The sequence below is a fragment of the Xanthobacter variabilis genome, assembly GCF_043831965.2.
Taxonomy (GTDB): Bacteria; Pseudomonadota; Alphaproteobacteria; order Rhizobiales; family Xanthobacteraceae; genus Xanthobacter.
The window spans coordinates 4,428,679-4,443,324 of the sequence record NZ_CM195533.1 but is presented as its reverse complement, the minus strand read 5'-3'; the positions used below and the strand labels follow the sequence as shown (position 1 = coordinate 4,443,324).

Here is a 14,646-nt window from a genome sequence, read left to right as displayed (position 1 = left end):
CCGTTACGACTTCCAGAACCTAGAGGGATGAAACATAGTCGAGCAATGCGGCGCGCTCGCGGTCGGGCAAGGCGCGGAAGCGGGCCGCCGCCGGGGCGGCCTCGCCCCCATGCCATCCCACCGCCTCCGAAACGGAGCGGGCACGGCCATCGTGCAGCAGACCGGTATCACGGCCGATGGCCTGCGAGATACCCATGAGCGGCGCGGTGCGCCAGTCGGACGCGCCGGCGCCGGGCTCCGGCATGGTGTCACCCAGATCGGGTCCCATGTCGTGGAGCAGCAGATCCGAATACAGGCGTGCCTTGCCGCCGTCCGCTGTCGGCAATTCGGGGCGGTGGCAGGCGGCGCAGCCCACGGAGGCGAACAAGCGCGCGCCTTCGCCGCCGCTCGGCGTCGCGCCGTGGGGCACCGGAAGCGAGGCCACATAGGCCACCACGCGGTCCAGCACCGCCGCGCCGATCTCGAAGTCCGGCGCGCCATCCGGCGCCGCGGCGGGGGCGCCATAAGGGGCGCCATGAGGCGCGCCGCGGCAGGCGGGCTGGGCCGCCGTGCAATCCCCCCAGGGCTCGGGATGGAGCGGGTTCGACAGGCCGAGATCGAGGAAGAAGGCTTCCGCGCTCTGGCTCTCGATGGTGGGGTGGCTCGCTTTCCAGCCGAACCGGCCGATGCGCACGCTGCCGTCCGCCTGCGGAACGCGGCGCGCCTTGCCGGAAATGCCGTCGTGCCCCGCCGCCTGCTCCTGCTCCAAGGCCAACAGCGTGGCATCGGAGACCGCCGCCATGGCGCCGCGACCGTGGAGGTCCGGCGCAACGCGCAGGGAGAGGCCGCTCCTGGCGCTGAGCGGGCCGTAAGCCGGCGCGTCGATGCGGGGCTTGCGCGCCCGCCGGCCATCCGGCAAGGCGGTGTCGTCCGCCGCGATGATGCCTTCCGCCGTGAGGCCCGGCACCGCGTCGATCTGCAGGCGCCGGCCATAAACGGGATCGGCCGCGCCATCCGGCTGGCCGATCATCAGAACCATGCCGCGCCCTTCCACCTGGCCCTTTGCGTCGAAGGCCGCCGCCGCCCGCCCGCTGGCCGGGTGGCAGGAGGCGCAGGAGCGCGCATCGAACAGGGGGCCAAGGCCATCATCGGCCTGGGTTGTGGTGGGGGCGGGCGTCCAGGGGCGCTTGAACAGGGCCTTGCCCATGTGCACGTCCAGATCGTCAAGGGCGCGCGCTGGCGTCGCCACCAGCGGCAGGGCGCAGGCGAGGGCGGTGGCGAGAAGCGCCGCATGAATCTTGGTGCGGGCCATCACGCCACCCGGAACCAGCCCATGAGGCCGGAATCCATGTGCTCGAGGATGTGGCAATGGAACACCCAGTTGCCGCTGGCGGCCTTGAAGGCGATCTCGACGCTCTCATTGGGCTCGACGATCACCGTATCCGCCAGGAATTGCGGCAGGTTCTTCTTCTTGGAGGAGGAGAGGACCTTGAAGACGTGCCCGTGCAGATGCATCGGGTGAACGTGCTTGGTCACGTTGGTGATGGTGAGCACGTAGCTCTCGCCGTTCTGCAGCACGTTCAGCGGCGGCGGCAGGCGCAGGTCCGCCCCCGCGCCCCAGGAATTGCGGTTGATGGCCCAGAAGGTCTTGTCGCCCACGCACAGGGAATCGATGAGCGCCTTCGCCAGCGGATCGTCCGGCGGCAAGGGCGGGGCGATGGCGGTGGCCCCGGCTGCGGTCTGCACCAGGAAATCGAGGTGGGAAGCCTTCGCCACATCCGGCAGGGGCAGCTCGGAGGGCGTGGGCAGCGCCTTGGGCTTGAAAGGGACCTTCCTACGCCCCTTGTCCACGGCCACCAGGGTTGTCAGCAGATACGGCTCGGCGGTGCGGTAATCATAGATCTTCACCTCCTGCCCCGGCGCCGGCATGCGCACATGCACATCGAGCCGCATGGCCGGGCCCATGCGCCAGATGCCATCAGGGGCATCATCGAGGGTGAAGGGCTTTGTGGCCTGGCCATCAATGGCAATGACCGCCGCCTCTTCGACGTCGCAGCCGAAATCAATGACGCGGGTGGCGTCGGCGACGATGGCGCGCACGCGCACATCGCCATAAGCGGGGGCCTCCACCCGCGGCGGAACGACGGAGCCGTTGACCGCGCGCACATTGCCGAAGGAACCGGCCGTGGAGGCGCCTTCATCGGTGAACATCTGGAGCCAGCGGCCGTCCGCTTCATCCAGGCGCCAGTCCTTCACGACGATGATGTGCTCCAGGTCGAAATGCACCTCCTTCTCGCGCGGGTGCTCCACGAACAGAAGGCCCACCAGCCCGCGCCCCACCTGGCCGGTCTCGTCGCAATGGGGGTGGAAGAAATAGAAGCCGGGATCGGGCAGCGGCACATTGTAGAAGAAGCGGCCCCCGGCGGGCACGACGGGCTGCGTGATGGGCGCGACGCCATCGAAGATGTAGGGCCCGCGAATGCCGTGCCAGTGCACCGTGGTCGGGTCGGGAAGCCTGTTGTCGAACTCCACCATCAGGCGCGTGCCTTGCGGGGCGCGCAGGGTGAAGAACGGCTTTCCATTATAGGAGCAGAAGCGGGGCGTGGGCGGCTTGTCCGCGCCGAGCAGGGGCACCTTGATCTCCTCCGCCGCCAGCGACAGGCGCCGCTGGGGGGCATCGGGGGGCAGGGTGTCGATGGCCTTGGGAAGCTCCTCGCCCACGAGGGCGGACGGCACGAAGGCCGCGGCTCCCGCCGCGGCCCCTCCCAGCATCAATGCACGGCGTGAGATCACCGCCAAAGCCTCACTTCTTGCCGATGGCCGCGGGCTCGTCGAGGCTCTGGGAGCCTTCAACCTTGATCTGCAGCTTGAGGACGGCCACGCCGCGCTCGATGGCGTGGGCCTGGGCCACCAGGGCGTCCACACCGGCCTGCACGAGCTTGGCGCCCTTCTCATTGCCTTCGCCCAGCATCTGGTCATAGGCCATCTCGCCGGAATCGGCGGTGTCCTTGATGGCCTTCAGCGCGGCGAGGGCGGCGTCCGACTTCTGGTCGATCTCGTCGGCGACCTTCGGATCCTTGGCGCGCACCAGATCGGCGACGGACGGGCCGGTGACGGTGGTGCCGTCGGGCTTGGTGAAGCGGCCGTAATACACGTCGCGGATGCCCACTTCGTCGTAATAATGCGAGTTGTGGGTGTTGTCGGAGAAGCAGTCATGCTCCTCTTCCGGGTCGTGCAGGATCAGGCCCAGCTTCATGCGCTCGCCCGCCAGCTCGCCATAGGAGAGGGAGCCGAGGCCGGTGAAGATGACTGCCAGGCCCGCATTGTCCTTCTTCTTCAAAAGCGCCTTGCGCGCGGCGCCCTTGGGGGCCCACGAGTCGGTCATTTCCTTCAGGTCGTCCACCAGGGTCTGGGTGGCTACCTTCAGATACTGGCCGCGACGGTCGCAATTGCCGTTGGTGCAGGCCTTCAGGTCATAATCGGTCCAGGAACGGGCGCCGGCGCCCGGCCCGGTGCCGTTGAGGTCCTGACCCCACAGCAGGAATTCGATGGCGTGCCAGCCCGAGCCGACATTGGCCTCCACCCCGCCGGCCGTGTTCAGGTCGTGCAGCAGGTCCGGAGTGATCTTGGTGACGTCGATGGTCTTCTTGCCGATGCGGATCGTCTTGGAAGCGATGACATTGGCCGTGTAGAGCGGATTTTCGTCCGAGGTTTCACCATACTTGGACTTGTCCACGTAATCGATGAGGCCCTCGTCCAGCGGCCAGGCGTTCACATTGCCCTCCCAGTCATCGACAATCTTGTTGCCGAAACGAAAGGCCTCCGTCTGCTGGTAGAAGGTGCGGGCGCTTTTCCACGCATCCTTCGCCTTTTGCTGGGTCTCGGCGCTGGGGGCTGCAATGAAGGCGTCGATGACCTGTTGCATCTGCTTGGCGGTCTCGTAGGACGCGCCATACATGGTCTGTGCAAGGTCGGCATAGTGGGTGATCACATCGCGGGGCTTGGGCGCTTCGGCAAAAGCCGGCGCCGCGAAGCTCACCACGGCGGCGATCGCGCCGGCAATGAAATGCGCGCGCATCAACCTGTCTCCTGGTTCGGGCCAATAACATTCAAACGACAGGGGCGACCGCAAAGGCTCCGCCTCCCCAGCGCGGGCAGCTTAGGGAGGGGTCGCCGGCCTCGCAAGGTCGTGGCCAAATAATGGAATTGTTCTATGTCGCGATGACCCTAGGTCAAATTACATTACAGGTATCAGCGTGCAAGCATCTTCGCTGCAGGTCCTGGTATTCCATTTTCGACGAAAGTCACGTTCACGCGGATGATGCTGCTCGCGGCAGCTGCAAAGTGCCGGTCGTGGGTGCGGCTCCTGTTGAATTGCGCGCAGCGCCTGCCAACGGCCGCTCTTTGGTTGTCCTCCACCGCGCCTCTGCCTGTCAGGCCAATTTAAACTCATTCCAATCTAATGGCGCCCGGCTGACATGGAGCTGGCGGCAGTGTTAGAAATAAGTGGCATCTATCCGGCCCATGAATATGGGGCTGAGCTCTGAATTTTTGAGTCATTCTAAATTGTTCGCGAAATCTTCCAGAAGCGGTTCTTCGCGCTTCAACTCAGTTCCTGGTGCACCGGGCCGTGGCGCGGCTGTGACCCTGCGGGGTCGCGGCGGGTGTCTGGCCTTTGGTTCCGGTGTGGCCTGAAAGGAGATGTGACATGCTGGCGGCCCTCCTCGTCGTATTTCGTGAGGTGCTCGAGGCGGGCATCGTCATTGGTGTGGTGCTCGCGGCGTCCGAGGGCATCCGTGGGCGCGGGCTCTGGATCAGCGCCGGCGTGCTCGGCGGCATGCTCGGCTCGGCGGTTCTCGCGGTGTTTGCCGAACGCATCTCCAACCTCTTCGACGGGTCGGGCCAGGAGCTGCTGAACGCCTCCATTCTTGCGGTGGCGGTGGTCATGCTGGTGTGGACCGTCGTGTGGATGGCGAGCCACGGCCGCGAAATGGTCATTCAGATGCAGGCGGTGGGCAAGGATGTGAAGGAAGGGCGCAAGCCCCTCACAGCCCTCGCCGTGGTGGTAGGCATGGCGGTGTTGCGGGAGGGCGTCGAGATCGTCCTGTTCGTCTACGGCATCATGTCCACGGGCATGGAGAGCGTGCCGAACGTGGTCAGCGGGGGCCTGCTCGGGCTGCTGGCCGGCGCGGTGGTGGCCTTCATTCTCTATCGCGGGCTGGTCGCGGTGCCCTTGAAATATCTGTTCAAGGTGACGGCTTTCGTCATCACGCTGCTGGCGGCGGGGCTCTCTGCGCAGGTCGTTGGGATCTTGCAGGATTCCGGCTTCATCCAGTCGCTCGCGGATCCGGTGTGGAACAGCAGCTGGCTGCTGTCGGACGAGGGCGCCCTCGGGCGGGTGCTACGCACCCTCGTGGGTTACCGCGCGGAGCCCACGGGCATGCAGGTCATCGCTTATGTGACCACAGTGGCGGTGATCGTCATCCTCTCCAGCCTCGTCAACAACCGCATTGCCAAGGCCAAGCAGATCGGACGGCCCGCGCGGGCCTGAACCTCCCTTGGGGCCTGCACTGCGGCGTGTTGCGCAGGCTGAGCGCTGGTCCTGGCTTTTCCGCCGGGCCGCGAGGCACCCGCGACGTTCTCCCCGTGGTTTCCAAGCCTGCGGCTGCTCACTTTTCGCGGGTTTAAAGCGGCGCTGGATGCGGCCGCCGGTGGCGAGCGTGCTCAGCAAAAGTTGATCTGTGGCGTGGGCACCGGATCTGCGGTAAAAGGAAAGCTTGTCGGGCGATACTGGGGGGTGCCGTCCGCCCGCCCCAGGGCACAAAGCATGTGGCCCTGAGACGTTGAGGAGGCGCCGTGAGCCAAGACTTGTCATCCCGCCTGTTCCTGCGGGTCGATTTTCCCGATGGACGCCGCCTGGGCCCGGGAAAGATCATGCTGCTCGAAGCTATTCGAGAGCACCGTTCCATCCTGTCCGCGGCTAAGGCGATTGGCATGAGCTATCGCCGCGCGTGGCTGCTGGTGGATGAGCTCGATCGCATGTTCGAGCAGAAGGTGATCGTGACCTATCCCGGCCGGCGCGGGGCAGGGACGGAGGTGACCGCTTTCGGCGAGAGGCTCATCGCGCTCTATCGCGCCATGGAGCGGCAGGCTGCCAAGGCCACCCGCTCCACCTTGGATGAGCTTACTCAGGCTCTGGCGGATGAGACCGCCCGGCAACCAGGCGAAGAGCCGGCGCCGCTGAATGCGCAGGCGGGGTGAAGGGCTCGTCCTGCAGCGGGAAGTTCGGCGAGCGGCTGTCCACCGCGACAGCCTTGATCATGGCCCACACCGGCATGCCTTCCTCGAACGCCAGTCGTTCCACGCTTTCCAGCGTGACGAGCGACTGGAGCTTGCCGTGGGGCAGCACCACCTCCACATTCGCATAAGGCCCGCCTTCCTTGCGGATGGAGCCGATGGTGCCCGCCAATCGGTTGGTCACCGAAACATCAATGGGCCGTGAGAGGCACAGCGACACGTCGCGTGAGCGGATGCGCGCGCGCACCGGAGAGCCGACGCGCCGGTCCACCAGTGGCACGCGCAGTTCCCCGTCCGCGAAGGAGAGGGTGGAGAGGGAGAGGTTTGTGTCGTGCGCCTTCACGGTGCAATCGAGGATGGTCCCGAGATCAAACCGGCCGAGAACGGGGGCCAGATCCGTGCGCGAGAGCACATCCGCCAGTGGGCCGCTGGCGATCATGGTTCCGTCCTTCAGGGCGGTCACCGTGTCGGCGAGGCGCAGGACTTCCTCGATGGAGTGGCTCACATACAGGATGGGAAGGCGCAGATCGTCTCTCAGGCGCTCAAGATAAGGCAGGATCTCCTGCTTGCGCTGCTCGTCCAGGGAGGCGAGCGGCTCGTCCATCAGCAGCAGGCGGGGCTGGGCCAGCAGGGCGCGGCCGATGGCCACGCGCTGGCGTTCGCCGCCGGAAAGGGTGTGCGGCCGGCGCTTCAGCAGGTGGCCGATGCCGAGCATGTCCACCACCGCGTCGAAGCTGATGGAGTGGTCGTGCTTGGCGCGGCGCTGGCCATAGCGCAGGTTGCTGTCCACGCAGAGGTGGGGGAACAGCCGCGCATCCTGGAACACATAGCCCACGCGCCGCTTCTCGATGGGCAGGTTGATGCCCTTCTCCACGTCCACGAACACCTCGTCGCCCACCTGGACGCGGCCCTTATTGGGCTGCACGGACCCGGCGACGATCTGGATGATGGTGGTCTTGCCCGAGCCGGAACGGCCGAACAGAGCGGTGACACCGGAATCCGGGGCAGTGAACTGCGCGCTGAGCTTGAAGCCGGTGCCGCGGTCAAGGGTGACGTTAATATCGATCATATCCGGCCCAGCGCGATCTTGATGCGACGGTCTGCCATCTCCGCGAGCACGAGCGCGCTCAGCGCCAGCACCACCGAGACTGCGGTGAGGCGCAGCGCCATGGCGTCGCCGTCCGGCATGTGGGTGGCGCTGTAGATGGCGAGGGGAATGGTGCGCGTCTGGCCCTCGACATTGGACACGAAGGTGATGGTCGCGCCGAATTCGCCCAGCGCCGAGGCCAGCGAGATGAGGGCGCCGGAGAGGATGCCGGGCGTCATCAACGGCAGGGTCACGGTGAAGAAGGCGTCGAGCCGGCTGGCGCCAAGGGTGCGGGCGGCGGTCTCGATGCCCCTGTCGACGCCATCGAGGGCGAGGCGGATGGCATTGACCATCAGCGGGAAGCTCACCACTGCGGCTGCCACGGTGGCGCCCGCGGTGGTGAACATCAGGCTGATGCCGAACCACTCATATAGAAATTGCCCGAGATAGCCGCGCGTGCCGAGGGTGAGCAGGAGGATGTAGCCGACCACGACCTTGGGCAAAACCAGCGGCAGATGCACGAAACCGTCGAACAGACCTTTGCCGGGAAATTCGGTGCGGGACAGGATCCAGCCCACCACGATGGCCGGCGGCATGCTCCAGATGGTGGACCAGAAGGCAACCTTCAGGCTCAGGGCCACCGCTGTCCATTCTTCTGGTGTCAGCAGCATGTGAAAATTCCGAAAAGCAATGTCACAAAAACTGTAAACCGAAGTGCTGCAGGTGCGAAGCGTATCTTCGCACCTGCAGCCTTTTTCTGATGCAAGGCACGCCCACGGCCGCCGCGGGGCGACCGCCGCGGTGCCTCACTTCACCGAGAAGCCGTACTTCTTGTAGATTTCCTTGGCCTCGGGGCCGGTGAGGAAGGTGAAGAAGGCCTTGGCCTCCGGCGTGTCGTGCTCCTTCACGAGGGCGAAGGGGTACTCCACCGGGGGATGGCTGCCGGCCGGGAACACCGCGACCACCTTCACATTCTTGGCGATGGCGGCATCAGTGGCGTAGACCACGCCGTAAGGCACCTCGCCACGCTCCACCAGGGCAAGGGCGGCGCGCACGCTTTCGGCGCCGACGATGCGGGGAGCGACCTTGTCCCACACGCCGAGATTGGTGAAGGCGGTCTTGGTGTAGATGCCCACCGGCACGCTGTCGGTCAGGCCCGTGGCGATGCGGCCCTTGGGGCCCAGCAGGGCCTCGATGTCCATGCCCTTGGAAATGGTGACGGGCTTGGCGCTGTCCGCCGGGGCAACCAGCACCAGCTCATTGCCGATGGGAACCACGCGCGAGGACGGCACGATGAGGCCCTTCTGCTCGGCGAAGTCCATCCATTTCAGGTCGGCGGAGGCGAAGATGTTGGCCGGCGCACCCGCTTCCATCTGCTTGGCAAGGGCGGAAGAGGCGGCGAAGGAGAATTTCAGCGAGGCTTTGTTCTTGGCTTCATAAGCCTTGCCGATATCCTGGAAGGCATTGGTGAGGCTCGCCGCGGCGAAGGTGGTGACCGTGGTGTCGGCGGAAGCTGCGGTCGCGCGGGCCGCCTCTTCGGCGCGCGCGGGGCCGAAAAATGCTGTGGTGGCAAGGACAAGGCCCAGCACAAGGCCGCGCCGCCGGATGGCAAAATCGATCATGGAAATTATCTCCCCCGGTTGGTATATCCATTCATATATAGGATACCCGGGGGAGACAAGCTTCGGCATTGCCGCATGGACACGGTAAGCGCGTCCGGTGCGGTGGGCGCTCGGGTATGGCGGGCGCCGGAGCCGTGCGGCCTCAGCCGCCGATCAGCTTCAGCGCCAGTGCGCCGGGCGCGAGCATGGCGAAGGCCCAGACCGCCGCGCTGGCCACGTTCGCGACCTGGAAATGGCTTTGGCGCATGGCGAGAATGCCGGCGATGAGCGGGACCACGGCTCGCACAGGCCCGAAAAAGCGGCCCACTGCCACGCCCCAGATTCCAAACCGGGTGAAGAAGTCCTCGGCGCGCGCCACCAGATCGGGGCGCCGGGACAGCGGCCAGAAGGTCTTCGCGCGCTCTTTGTAGTAGAAGCCGAACCAATAGGAGACGGCATCGCCCAGGGACGCGCCCACGACCGCCGCAAGCCAGATGGGGAAGAAGTGGAGGCCGGATGCCTCGACCAGCGCGCCGATGGCCAGCAGCAGCACGGTCGCGGGCACAAGGAAGGACACGAGCGCCAGCGACTCGCCGAACGCAAGGGCGAACACGATGGCCGGGGCCAGGGCCTGATGCTCCTGCACGAAGGTGGTCGTGGCGTCGATCAAAGCCTGGGGGTCGAACATGGCGCCTCCGCCCGTCATATGCCCCGGTGGTTGCGCTGGGGAGATGGCGGGATATGGCCCGCGCCGCCATGGCACGGGATTCTCGCGCTCTATATGGAGATGCAGTGCGGCAGAAAAGAGTACGCGCCCCCGACGTTTCGTCGCTGAAAAACGGTTGGTGTCAGCGCCGCCGCCTTGAAATCGTCATGGGGATGCGTCATATGCACTGCCATAGTGATCCGTCGGCAGGCGGCGTTCCCGAGATCCAGAGAGGATCGCGAGTGACACCTGCGCGTGACGGCGCTGTCGGGCCGCGTAGCGGAGACCGCTCGGAGCTTCATTATCCTGGAAGCGTCTCAGGCGGCTTAGCCCGAATTCCATGTTTCTTTTGGACACCCCTGGCCACGCGGGATGTCGAAGATCCTCGCGAGCTGTGCCGCCGCGTGAGCGCCACGCGTGCGCGCTCCGGCGCCGTTCGCCCATGAAAGACAGAGCTTGACCTCTTTTTCTGCCCTCGGCCTCGCCGAGCCCATCGTTCGTGCCCTTGATGAAGAGCGGCACGTCACGCCGACCCCCATTCAAGCCCAGGCCATTCCTGAAATTCTCGCCGGCCGCGACCTGATCGGTATCGCCCAGACCGGCACCGGCAAGACCGCCGCTTTCGCCCTTCCCATTCTTGACCGCCTGCTGCGCCATCCGCGCCGGCCTGAGCCGCGTGCGGTGCGCGCTCTGGTGCTCTCGCCCACCCGCGAGCTGTCGGGCCAGATCGTCGACAATTTCCAGAAGTTCGGCCGCCATGCGCGCATCTCGGTGGCGCTCGCCATCGGTGGCGTGCCCATGGGCCGCCAGATCCGCTCCCTTTCGCGCGGCGTCGACGTGCTGGTGGCCACCCCCGGCCGCCTCATCGACCTTGCCGAGAACAATGCGGTGCGGCTCGACCAGGTGGAAGTGTTCGTCCTCGACGAGGCGGACCAGATGCTGGACATGGGCTTCGTCCACGCCATCCGCGCCATCGTGCGCCGGCTGCCCCACAAGCGGCACTCGCTGTTCTTCTCCGCCACCATGCCCTCGGCCATCGCCGAGCTGGCGGGTTCCATGCTGCATGATCCGGCACAGGTGGCGGTGACCCCCGTCTCCAAGACCGCCGATCGCGTGGACCAGCGCGTGGTGCTGGTGGACAAGCCCAACAAGGGCCAGCTGCTGGCCGAGGTCCTCGCCAAGGAGGAGATCGACCGGGCCCTGGTGTTCACCCGCACCAAGCACGGAGCCGACAAGGTGGTGCGCGTGTTGGCCAAGGTGGGCATCGCTGCCGAGGCGATCCATGGCAACAAGTCCCAGAACCAGCGCGACCGCGTGCTCGCCGCCTTCCGCGAGGGCACCGTGCGCACCCTGGTGGCCACCGATATCGCCGCCCGCGGCATCGACGTGACGGGTGTGAGCCACGTCATCAATTTCGATCTGCCGAACGTGCCCGAGAGCTATGTCCACCGCATCGGCCGCACCGCGCGCGCCGGCCGCGAGGGCATCGCCATTTCCTTCTGCGACCACGAGGAGCGCGCTTACCTGCGCTCCATCGAGCGGCTGATCAAGATGCAGATCCCCTCGAGCGACCGTCGTGGCTCGGGCGCCGCCTTCGAGGTGCCGGAAGGCACGCCGCTGGAGGTGTCCCCCGTGGAGGCGCGTGAGGAAGTGCGTGGCGGTCGTCCGCCGCGTCGTCCGCGCCGTCCCGAGGGCGGTCGCAATGGCGGGCAGCGCCAGGATGGTGATCGCCGCGAGAATGCGCGGGCCGAAGGTGGCCGGCGTGAGGGCGGACGGGACGAGGCGCCCCGTCGCGAGAAGCGCCCGGCCCCTGCTCGTGCGGAGGGCCGCGATGGCCAGCCGCGCGAGGCGCGGGGCGGCGAGGGTCGCGAAGGGCGTGGCGGCCAGCCGCCGCGTGGCGGGCAGTCCCGTGGTGGCCAGCCCCGTCATGAGGATGGCCGCGCCCCCAGCCGCTCCGAGCGTCCCGAAGGCCGTGCCGCCCGCGGGGAGCGTTCCGGCAGCCGGCCTGCCGGTGGCGAACTGGGTGGTATCGGTTTCATGAAGGCGGTGCCGACTCGTTCCGCGCCGCGCGGCGAGACCCAGGGCAAGGGCGCCAAGCGCCCCGGCCGCTGAGGTTCGCGAAGGTTCAAACCAGGTGCGGGGGCGCCGAAAAGCGCTTCCCGCATGCATGACACCTATGGGCCGGAACGCGGAAACGTGAGATAAGGCCCGCCAATTCCGCCCCGATTGGGGTCACTGGAGAAGGCTATATGGCGAAAGAAGAGCTGCTGGAGTTCGAGGGCACCGTCACGGAAGTCCTGCCCGACGGCAATTTCCGCGTGCGACTGGACAATGATCACCAGATCCTGGCCTATGCCGCCGGCAAGATGAAGAAGAACCGCATCCGCACCATTGAGGGTGACCGGGTGGTGGTTGAGATGTCGCCGTATGATCTCGATCGCGGCCGCATCAACTTCCGGCACAAGGTCGAGGGTTCCGCCCCGCCTCCCGGCGCGCGCCGCCAGCAGAATTTCCGCCGGCGCTGATATATCCTCTGGTTCAAGCCGGCCTGCCGGCGGCGGGGAGATGATGCTCCTCGCGCCGCTTGGAGCCTTGCGCCGCGATGCGGGAGCCAGAGATGGGATTGCGCCTCACAAAGGTCGTACTGGTGGCGTCGCTCGCCGCCTATGCGCTGATCGTCGCCTACGGGAACCTGGTCGACTACGGCTCGAACTATGCGTTCGTGGGCCATGTTCTGAGCATGGACACGACCTTTCCCGGCAACGCCCTGATGGGGCGGGCCATTACCGATGAGCGGATCTGGCGGGCGGCCTACGCCGCCATCATCGCCGCGGAGGGGCTGAGCGGCCTGCTTCTCGCCGCTGGTGCCCTGGCCATGCTGGCCCGCCTGCGCGCGCCCGCCGCCGTCTTCGAATGCGCGAAGGGGCTCGTTTATATGGGCGCCGCGCTCGCCTTCCTGGTCTGGTTCTTCGGCTTCATGGTGGTCGCGGGCGAATATTTCGCCATGTGGCAATCGCGGGAGTGGAATGGCCAGGAGGCCGCTTTCCGCATCTATATGGCCGTGCTCGGCGTGCTGATCCTGGTTGCATTACCGGAGCGCGATCCGGCGTGACGACCTCCGCTGGCGGCGTTCGTCTGCTGCACCGCACACCGCTCAAGCGCTGAAAAGTCTTTCATTTCCTCCCTTTCCTGCACGCGGTGGGTTGCTTCCGTGACCGAGGCCCCGCTACGTTGCGCGCCCGTCCGCGGCGGTAAGAACACGCGGCGGGTACAATTTCAGCGACCCAGGGAGGGAAGGGTGTCGCCAGTTCTCAGTGTGGTCCAGCCGGCTCCACAGGTGCAGACGAGCGCCGTGGTTCTGGAGAAGGTGCGGATCGCCTTTCCCAATGCCAAGCGCGGCGGGGCCTCCTTCGTCGCCGTGGATGACGCGAACCTTGCGGTCGCGGATGGTGAGTTCGTGGCCATCGTGGGGCCCACGGGCTGCGGCAAGTCCACCCTTCTCAATGCCACCGCCGGCCTGCTGAAGCCCGCCTCCGGCAGCGTCTCCATCTTCGGCGAGCCCTTGTCCGGCCTGAACCGGAAGGCCGGCTACCTGTTCCAGGCGGAAGCGCTGTTTCCCTGGAAGACGGCGGTCGAGAATGTGGCCATCGGCCTCGACATCGTCGGCACCCCCAAGGCCGAGGCGCGGGCCGAGGCACGCGAATGGCTGGCGCGCGTGGGCCTGGCCGCCTTCGCGGATCGCTATCCGCACATGCTCTCGGGCGGGCAGAGGAAGCGCGTGGGCCTCGCCCAGGTGCTGATCCGCCACCCCAAGATCCTGCTGATGGACGAGCCTTTCGGTCCCCTCGACGCGCAGACGCGCCAGATCATGGGCAACCTGCTGCTGGATCTGTGGAGCGCCGACCGCAAGGCGGTGATGTTCGTGACGCACGATCTGGAAGAGGCCATCGCGCTGGCGGATCGGGTGGTCATCATGGGCGCGGGGCCGGCGGCGCGCATCATTGGCGAATGGAAGGTGCCCATCGCCCGCCCGCGCGACATCGACGTGCGGCTCGATCCCGAATTCCACCGCCTGCACAAGGAGATCTGGGCGGCGCTGAAGGATGAGGTGGTGAAGGGCTACAGACAATCGGAAACGGTGGAGCAAGGGCAATGATGCGCAGCCGCTCAACTTTGCTGGGGCTTCAACTGCTGGTGGCCGTGGTGCTGCTGGCCATCTGGCATCTCGGCTCCACGGTGAAGCTGAACATTCCCGCCATCTCGGCCAAGCCCTTCTATGTGCTGGATCCGTTCTTCTTCTCTACCCCGGTGGCGGTGTTCCAGCGCACCTTCCTCGACTTCTACTCGGGGGCCATCTGGTATCACCTTGGCATCACGCTGCTGGAAACGCTGCTGGCCTTCGCCATCGGCGCCGCGGGCGGGGTGCTCATCGGCTTCTGGTTCGCCCGCAAGGCGGTGCTGGCGGCGGTGTTCGACCCTTATGTGAAGATGGCGAACGCGCTGCCCCGCGTGGTGCTGGCGCCCATTTTCGCGCTGTGGCTGGGGCTGGGTATCTGGTCCAAGGTGGCGCTGGGCGTCACGCTGGTGTTCTTCATCGTCTTCTTCAACGTCTATCAGGGCGTGAAGGAGGTAAGCCCCACCTTGCTCGCCAATGCGCGCATGCTGGGCATGAATGAGCGCCAGCTCATGCGCAACGTGTTCTGGCCGTCCGCCCTCACCTGGATGTTCTCCTCGCTGCACACGGCCGTGGGCTTCGCGCTGGTGGGCGCGGTGGTGGGTGAATATCTGGGCGCGGCGGCCGGGCTCGGCTACCGCATCCATCAGGCCGAGGGTGTGTTCGACGTCACCGGCGTGTTTTCGGGCATGATGGTGCTCTCCATCTTCGTCATCATCATCGACATGCTGGTGAGTGCCATTGAAAAGCGGCTTCTGGTCTGGCGCCCGGCGCCGGCCACGGCGCAATGACAGGGAGGAAA

The 14,646-nt window shown here is 66.3% G+C and carries 14 protein-coding genes; 7 read left to right on the top strand and 7 right to left on the bottom strand.

Going from position 1 to position 14,646, the window contains the following annotated elements:
* Positions 1-19 precede the first annotated feature (19 nt).
* The 3 genes from V5F26_RS19230 to V5F26_RS19220 all read right to left on the bottom strand — a co-directional run bounded on the left by V5F26_RS19230 (position 20) and on the right by V5F26_RS19220 (position 4,057).
* Positions 20-1,291 (bottom strand): di-heme oxidoredictase family protein, encoded by a 1,272-nt coding sequence (locus V5F26_RS19230; RefSeq protein ID WP_394946551.1) that lies wholly within the window; start codon positions 1,289-1,291, stop codon positions 20-22.
* Positions 1,291-2,715, bottom strand: a complete 1,425-nt coding sequence (locus V5F26_RS19225; protein WP_394946550.1) for a multicopper oxidase family protein — start codon at positions 2,713-2,715, stop codon at positions 1,291-1,293. The genes V5F26_RS19230 and V5F26_RS19225 overlap by 1 nt, the downstream gene beginning before the upstream one ends.
* Before the next feature lie 67 nt (positions 2,716-2,782).
* A complete protein-coding gene (locus V5F26_RS19220) occupies positions 2,783-4,057 on the bottom strand; it encodes an imelysin family protein (protein WP_394946549.1) in 1,275 nt (424 codons plus the stop codon).
* A 630-nt stretch (positions 4,058-4,687) separates the two neighbouring features.
* Here V5F26_RS19220 and V5F26_RS19215 point away from each other — a divergent pair.
* Both V5F26_RS19215 and V5F26_RS19210 read left to right on the top strand, forming a co-directional pair.
* Positions 4,688-5,530, top strand: a complete 843-nt coding sequence (locus tag V5F26_RS19215) for an FTR1 family iron permease (RefSeq protein ID WP_394946548.1) — start codon at positions 4,688-4,690, stop codon at positions 5,528-5,530.
* 305 nt (positions 5,531-5,835) lie between these two features.
* The gene (locus V5F26_RS19210) at positions 5,836-6,240 is read left to right on the top strand and encodes a winged helix-turn-helix domain-containing protein (RefSeq protein WP_234052968.1); all 405 of its coding nucleotides are present in this window, start codon (positions 5,836-5,838) and stop codon (positions 6,238-6,240) included.
* On the opposite strand, the gene modC is transcribed toward V5F26_RS19210, so the two are convergent.
* From modC to V5F26_RS19190, 4 genes are all read right to left on the bottom strand, one after another.
* Positions 6,164-7,345 carry a molybdenum ABC transporter ATP-binding protein gene (modC, locus tag V5F26_RS19205; RefSeq protein WP_394946547.1) on the bottom strand — a complete coding sequence of 394 codons (1,182 nt, stop codon included), beginning with the start codon at positions 7,343-7,345 and terminating at the stop codon, positions 6,164-6,166. The genes V5F26_RS19210 and modC overlap by 77 nt on opposite strands.
* A complete protein-coding gene (gene modB, locus V5F26_RS19200) occupies positions 7,342-8,034 on the bottom strand; it encodes a molybdate ABC transporter permease subunit (protein ID WP_234052966.1) in 693 nt (230 codons plus the stop codon). The genes modC and modB overlap by 4 nt, the downstream gene beginning before the upstream one ends.
* A gap of 135 nt (positions 8,035-8,169) precedes the next feature.
* Positions 8,170-8,985: a molybdate ABC transporter substrate-binding protein gene (gene modA / locus V5F26_RS19195; protein ID WP_394058518.1), complete on the bottom strand. Its 816-nt coding sequence runs from the start codon at positions 8,983-8,985 to the stop codon at positions 8,170-8,172.
* Positions 8,986-9,127: 142 nt separating this feature from the next.
* Positions 9,128-9,652, bottom strand: coding sequence for a DedA family protein (locus tag V5F26_RS19190; protein WP_234052964.1), 525 nt, complete (start codon positions 9,650-9,652; stop codon positions 9,128-9,130).
* A 474-nt stretch (positions 9,653-10,126) separates the two neighbouring features.
* Between V5F26_RS19190 and V5F26_RS19185 the strand changes: the two genes are divergently transcribed.
* The 5 genes from V5F26_RS19185 (at position 10,127) to V5F26_RS19165 (ending at position 14,635) form a co-directional block, all read left to right on the top strand.
* A complete protein-coding gene (locus V5F26_RS19185) occupies positions 10,127-11,782 on the top strand; it encodes a DEAD/DEAH box helicase (RefSeq protein ID WP_394058516.1) in 1,656 nt (551 codons plus the stop codon).
* Positions 11,783-11,919: 137 nt separating this feature from the next.
* Positions 11,920-12,195, top strand: a complete 276-nt coding sequence (gene infA / locus V5F26_RS19180; protein WP_234052962.1) for a translation initiation factor IF-1 — start codon at positions 11,920-11,922, stop codon at positions 12,193-12,195.
* 92 nt (positions 12,196-12,287) lie between these two features.
* Complete coding sequence (locus V5F26_RS19175) at positions 12,288-12,782, top strand: DUF2165 family protein (protein WP_394058514.1); 495 nt, start codon at positions 12,288-12,290, stop codon at positions 12,780-12,782.
* Positions 12,783-12,968: 186 nt separating this feature from the next.
* Positions 12,969-13,826: an ABC transporter ATP-binding protein gene (locus V5F26_RS19170; RefSeq protein WP_394058512.1), complete on the top strand. Its 858-nt coding sequence runs from the start codon at positions 12,969-12,971 to the stop codon at positions 13,824-13,826.
* Positions 13,823-14,635 (top strand): ABC transporter permease, encoded by an 813-nt coding sequence (locus tag V5F26_RS19165; protein ID WP_394946546.1) that lies wholly within the window; start codon positions 13,823-13,825, stop codon positions 14,633-14,635. Before V5F26_RS19170 ends, V5F26_RS19165 begins: the two co-directional genes overlap by 4 nt.
* The last annotated feature ends 11 nt before the right edge of the window (positions 14,636-14,646 follow it).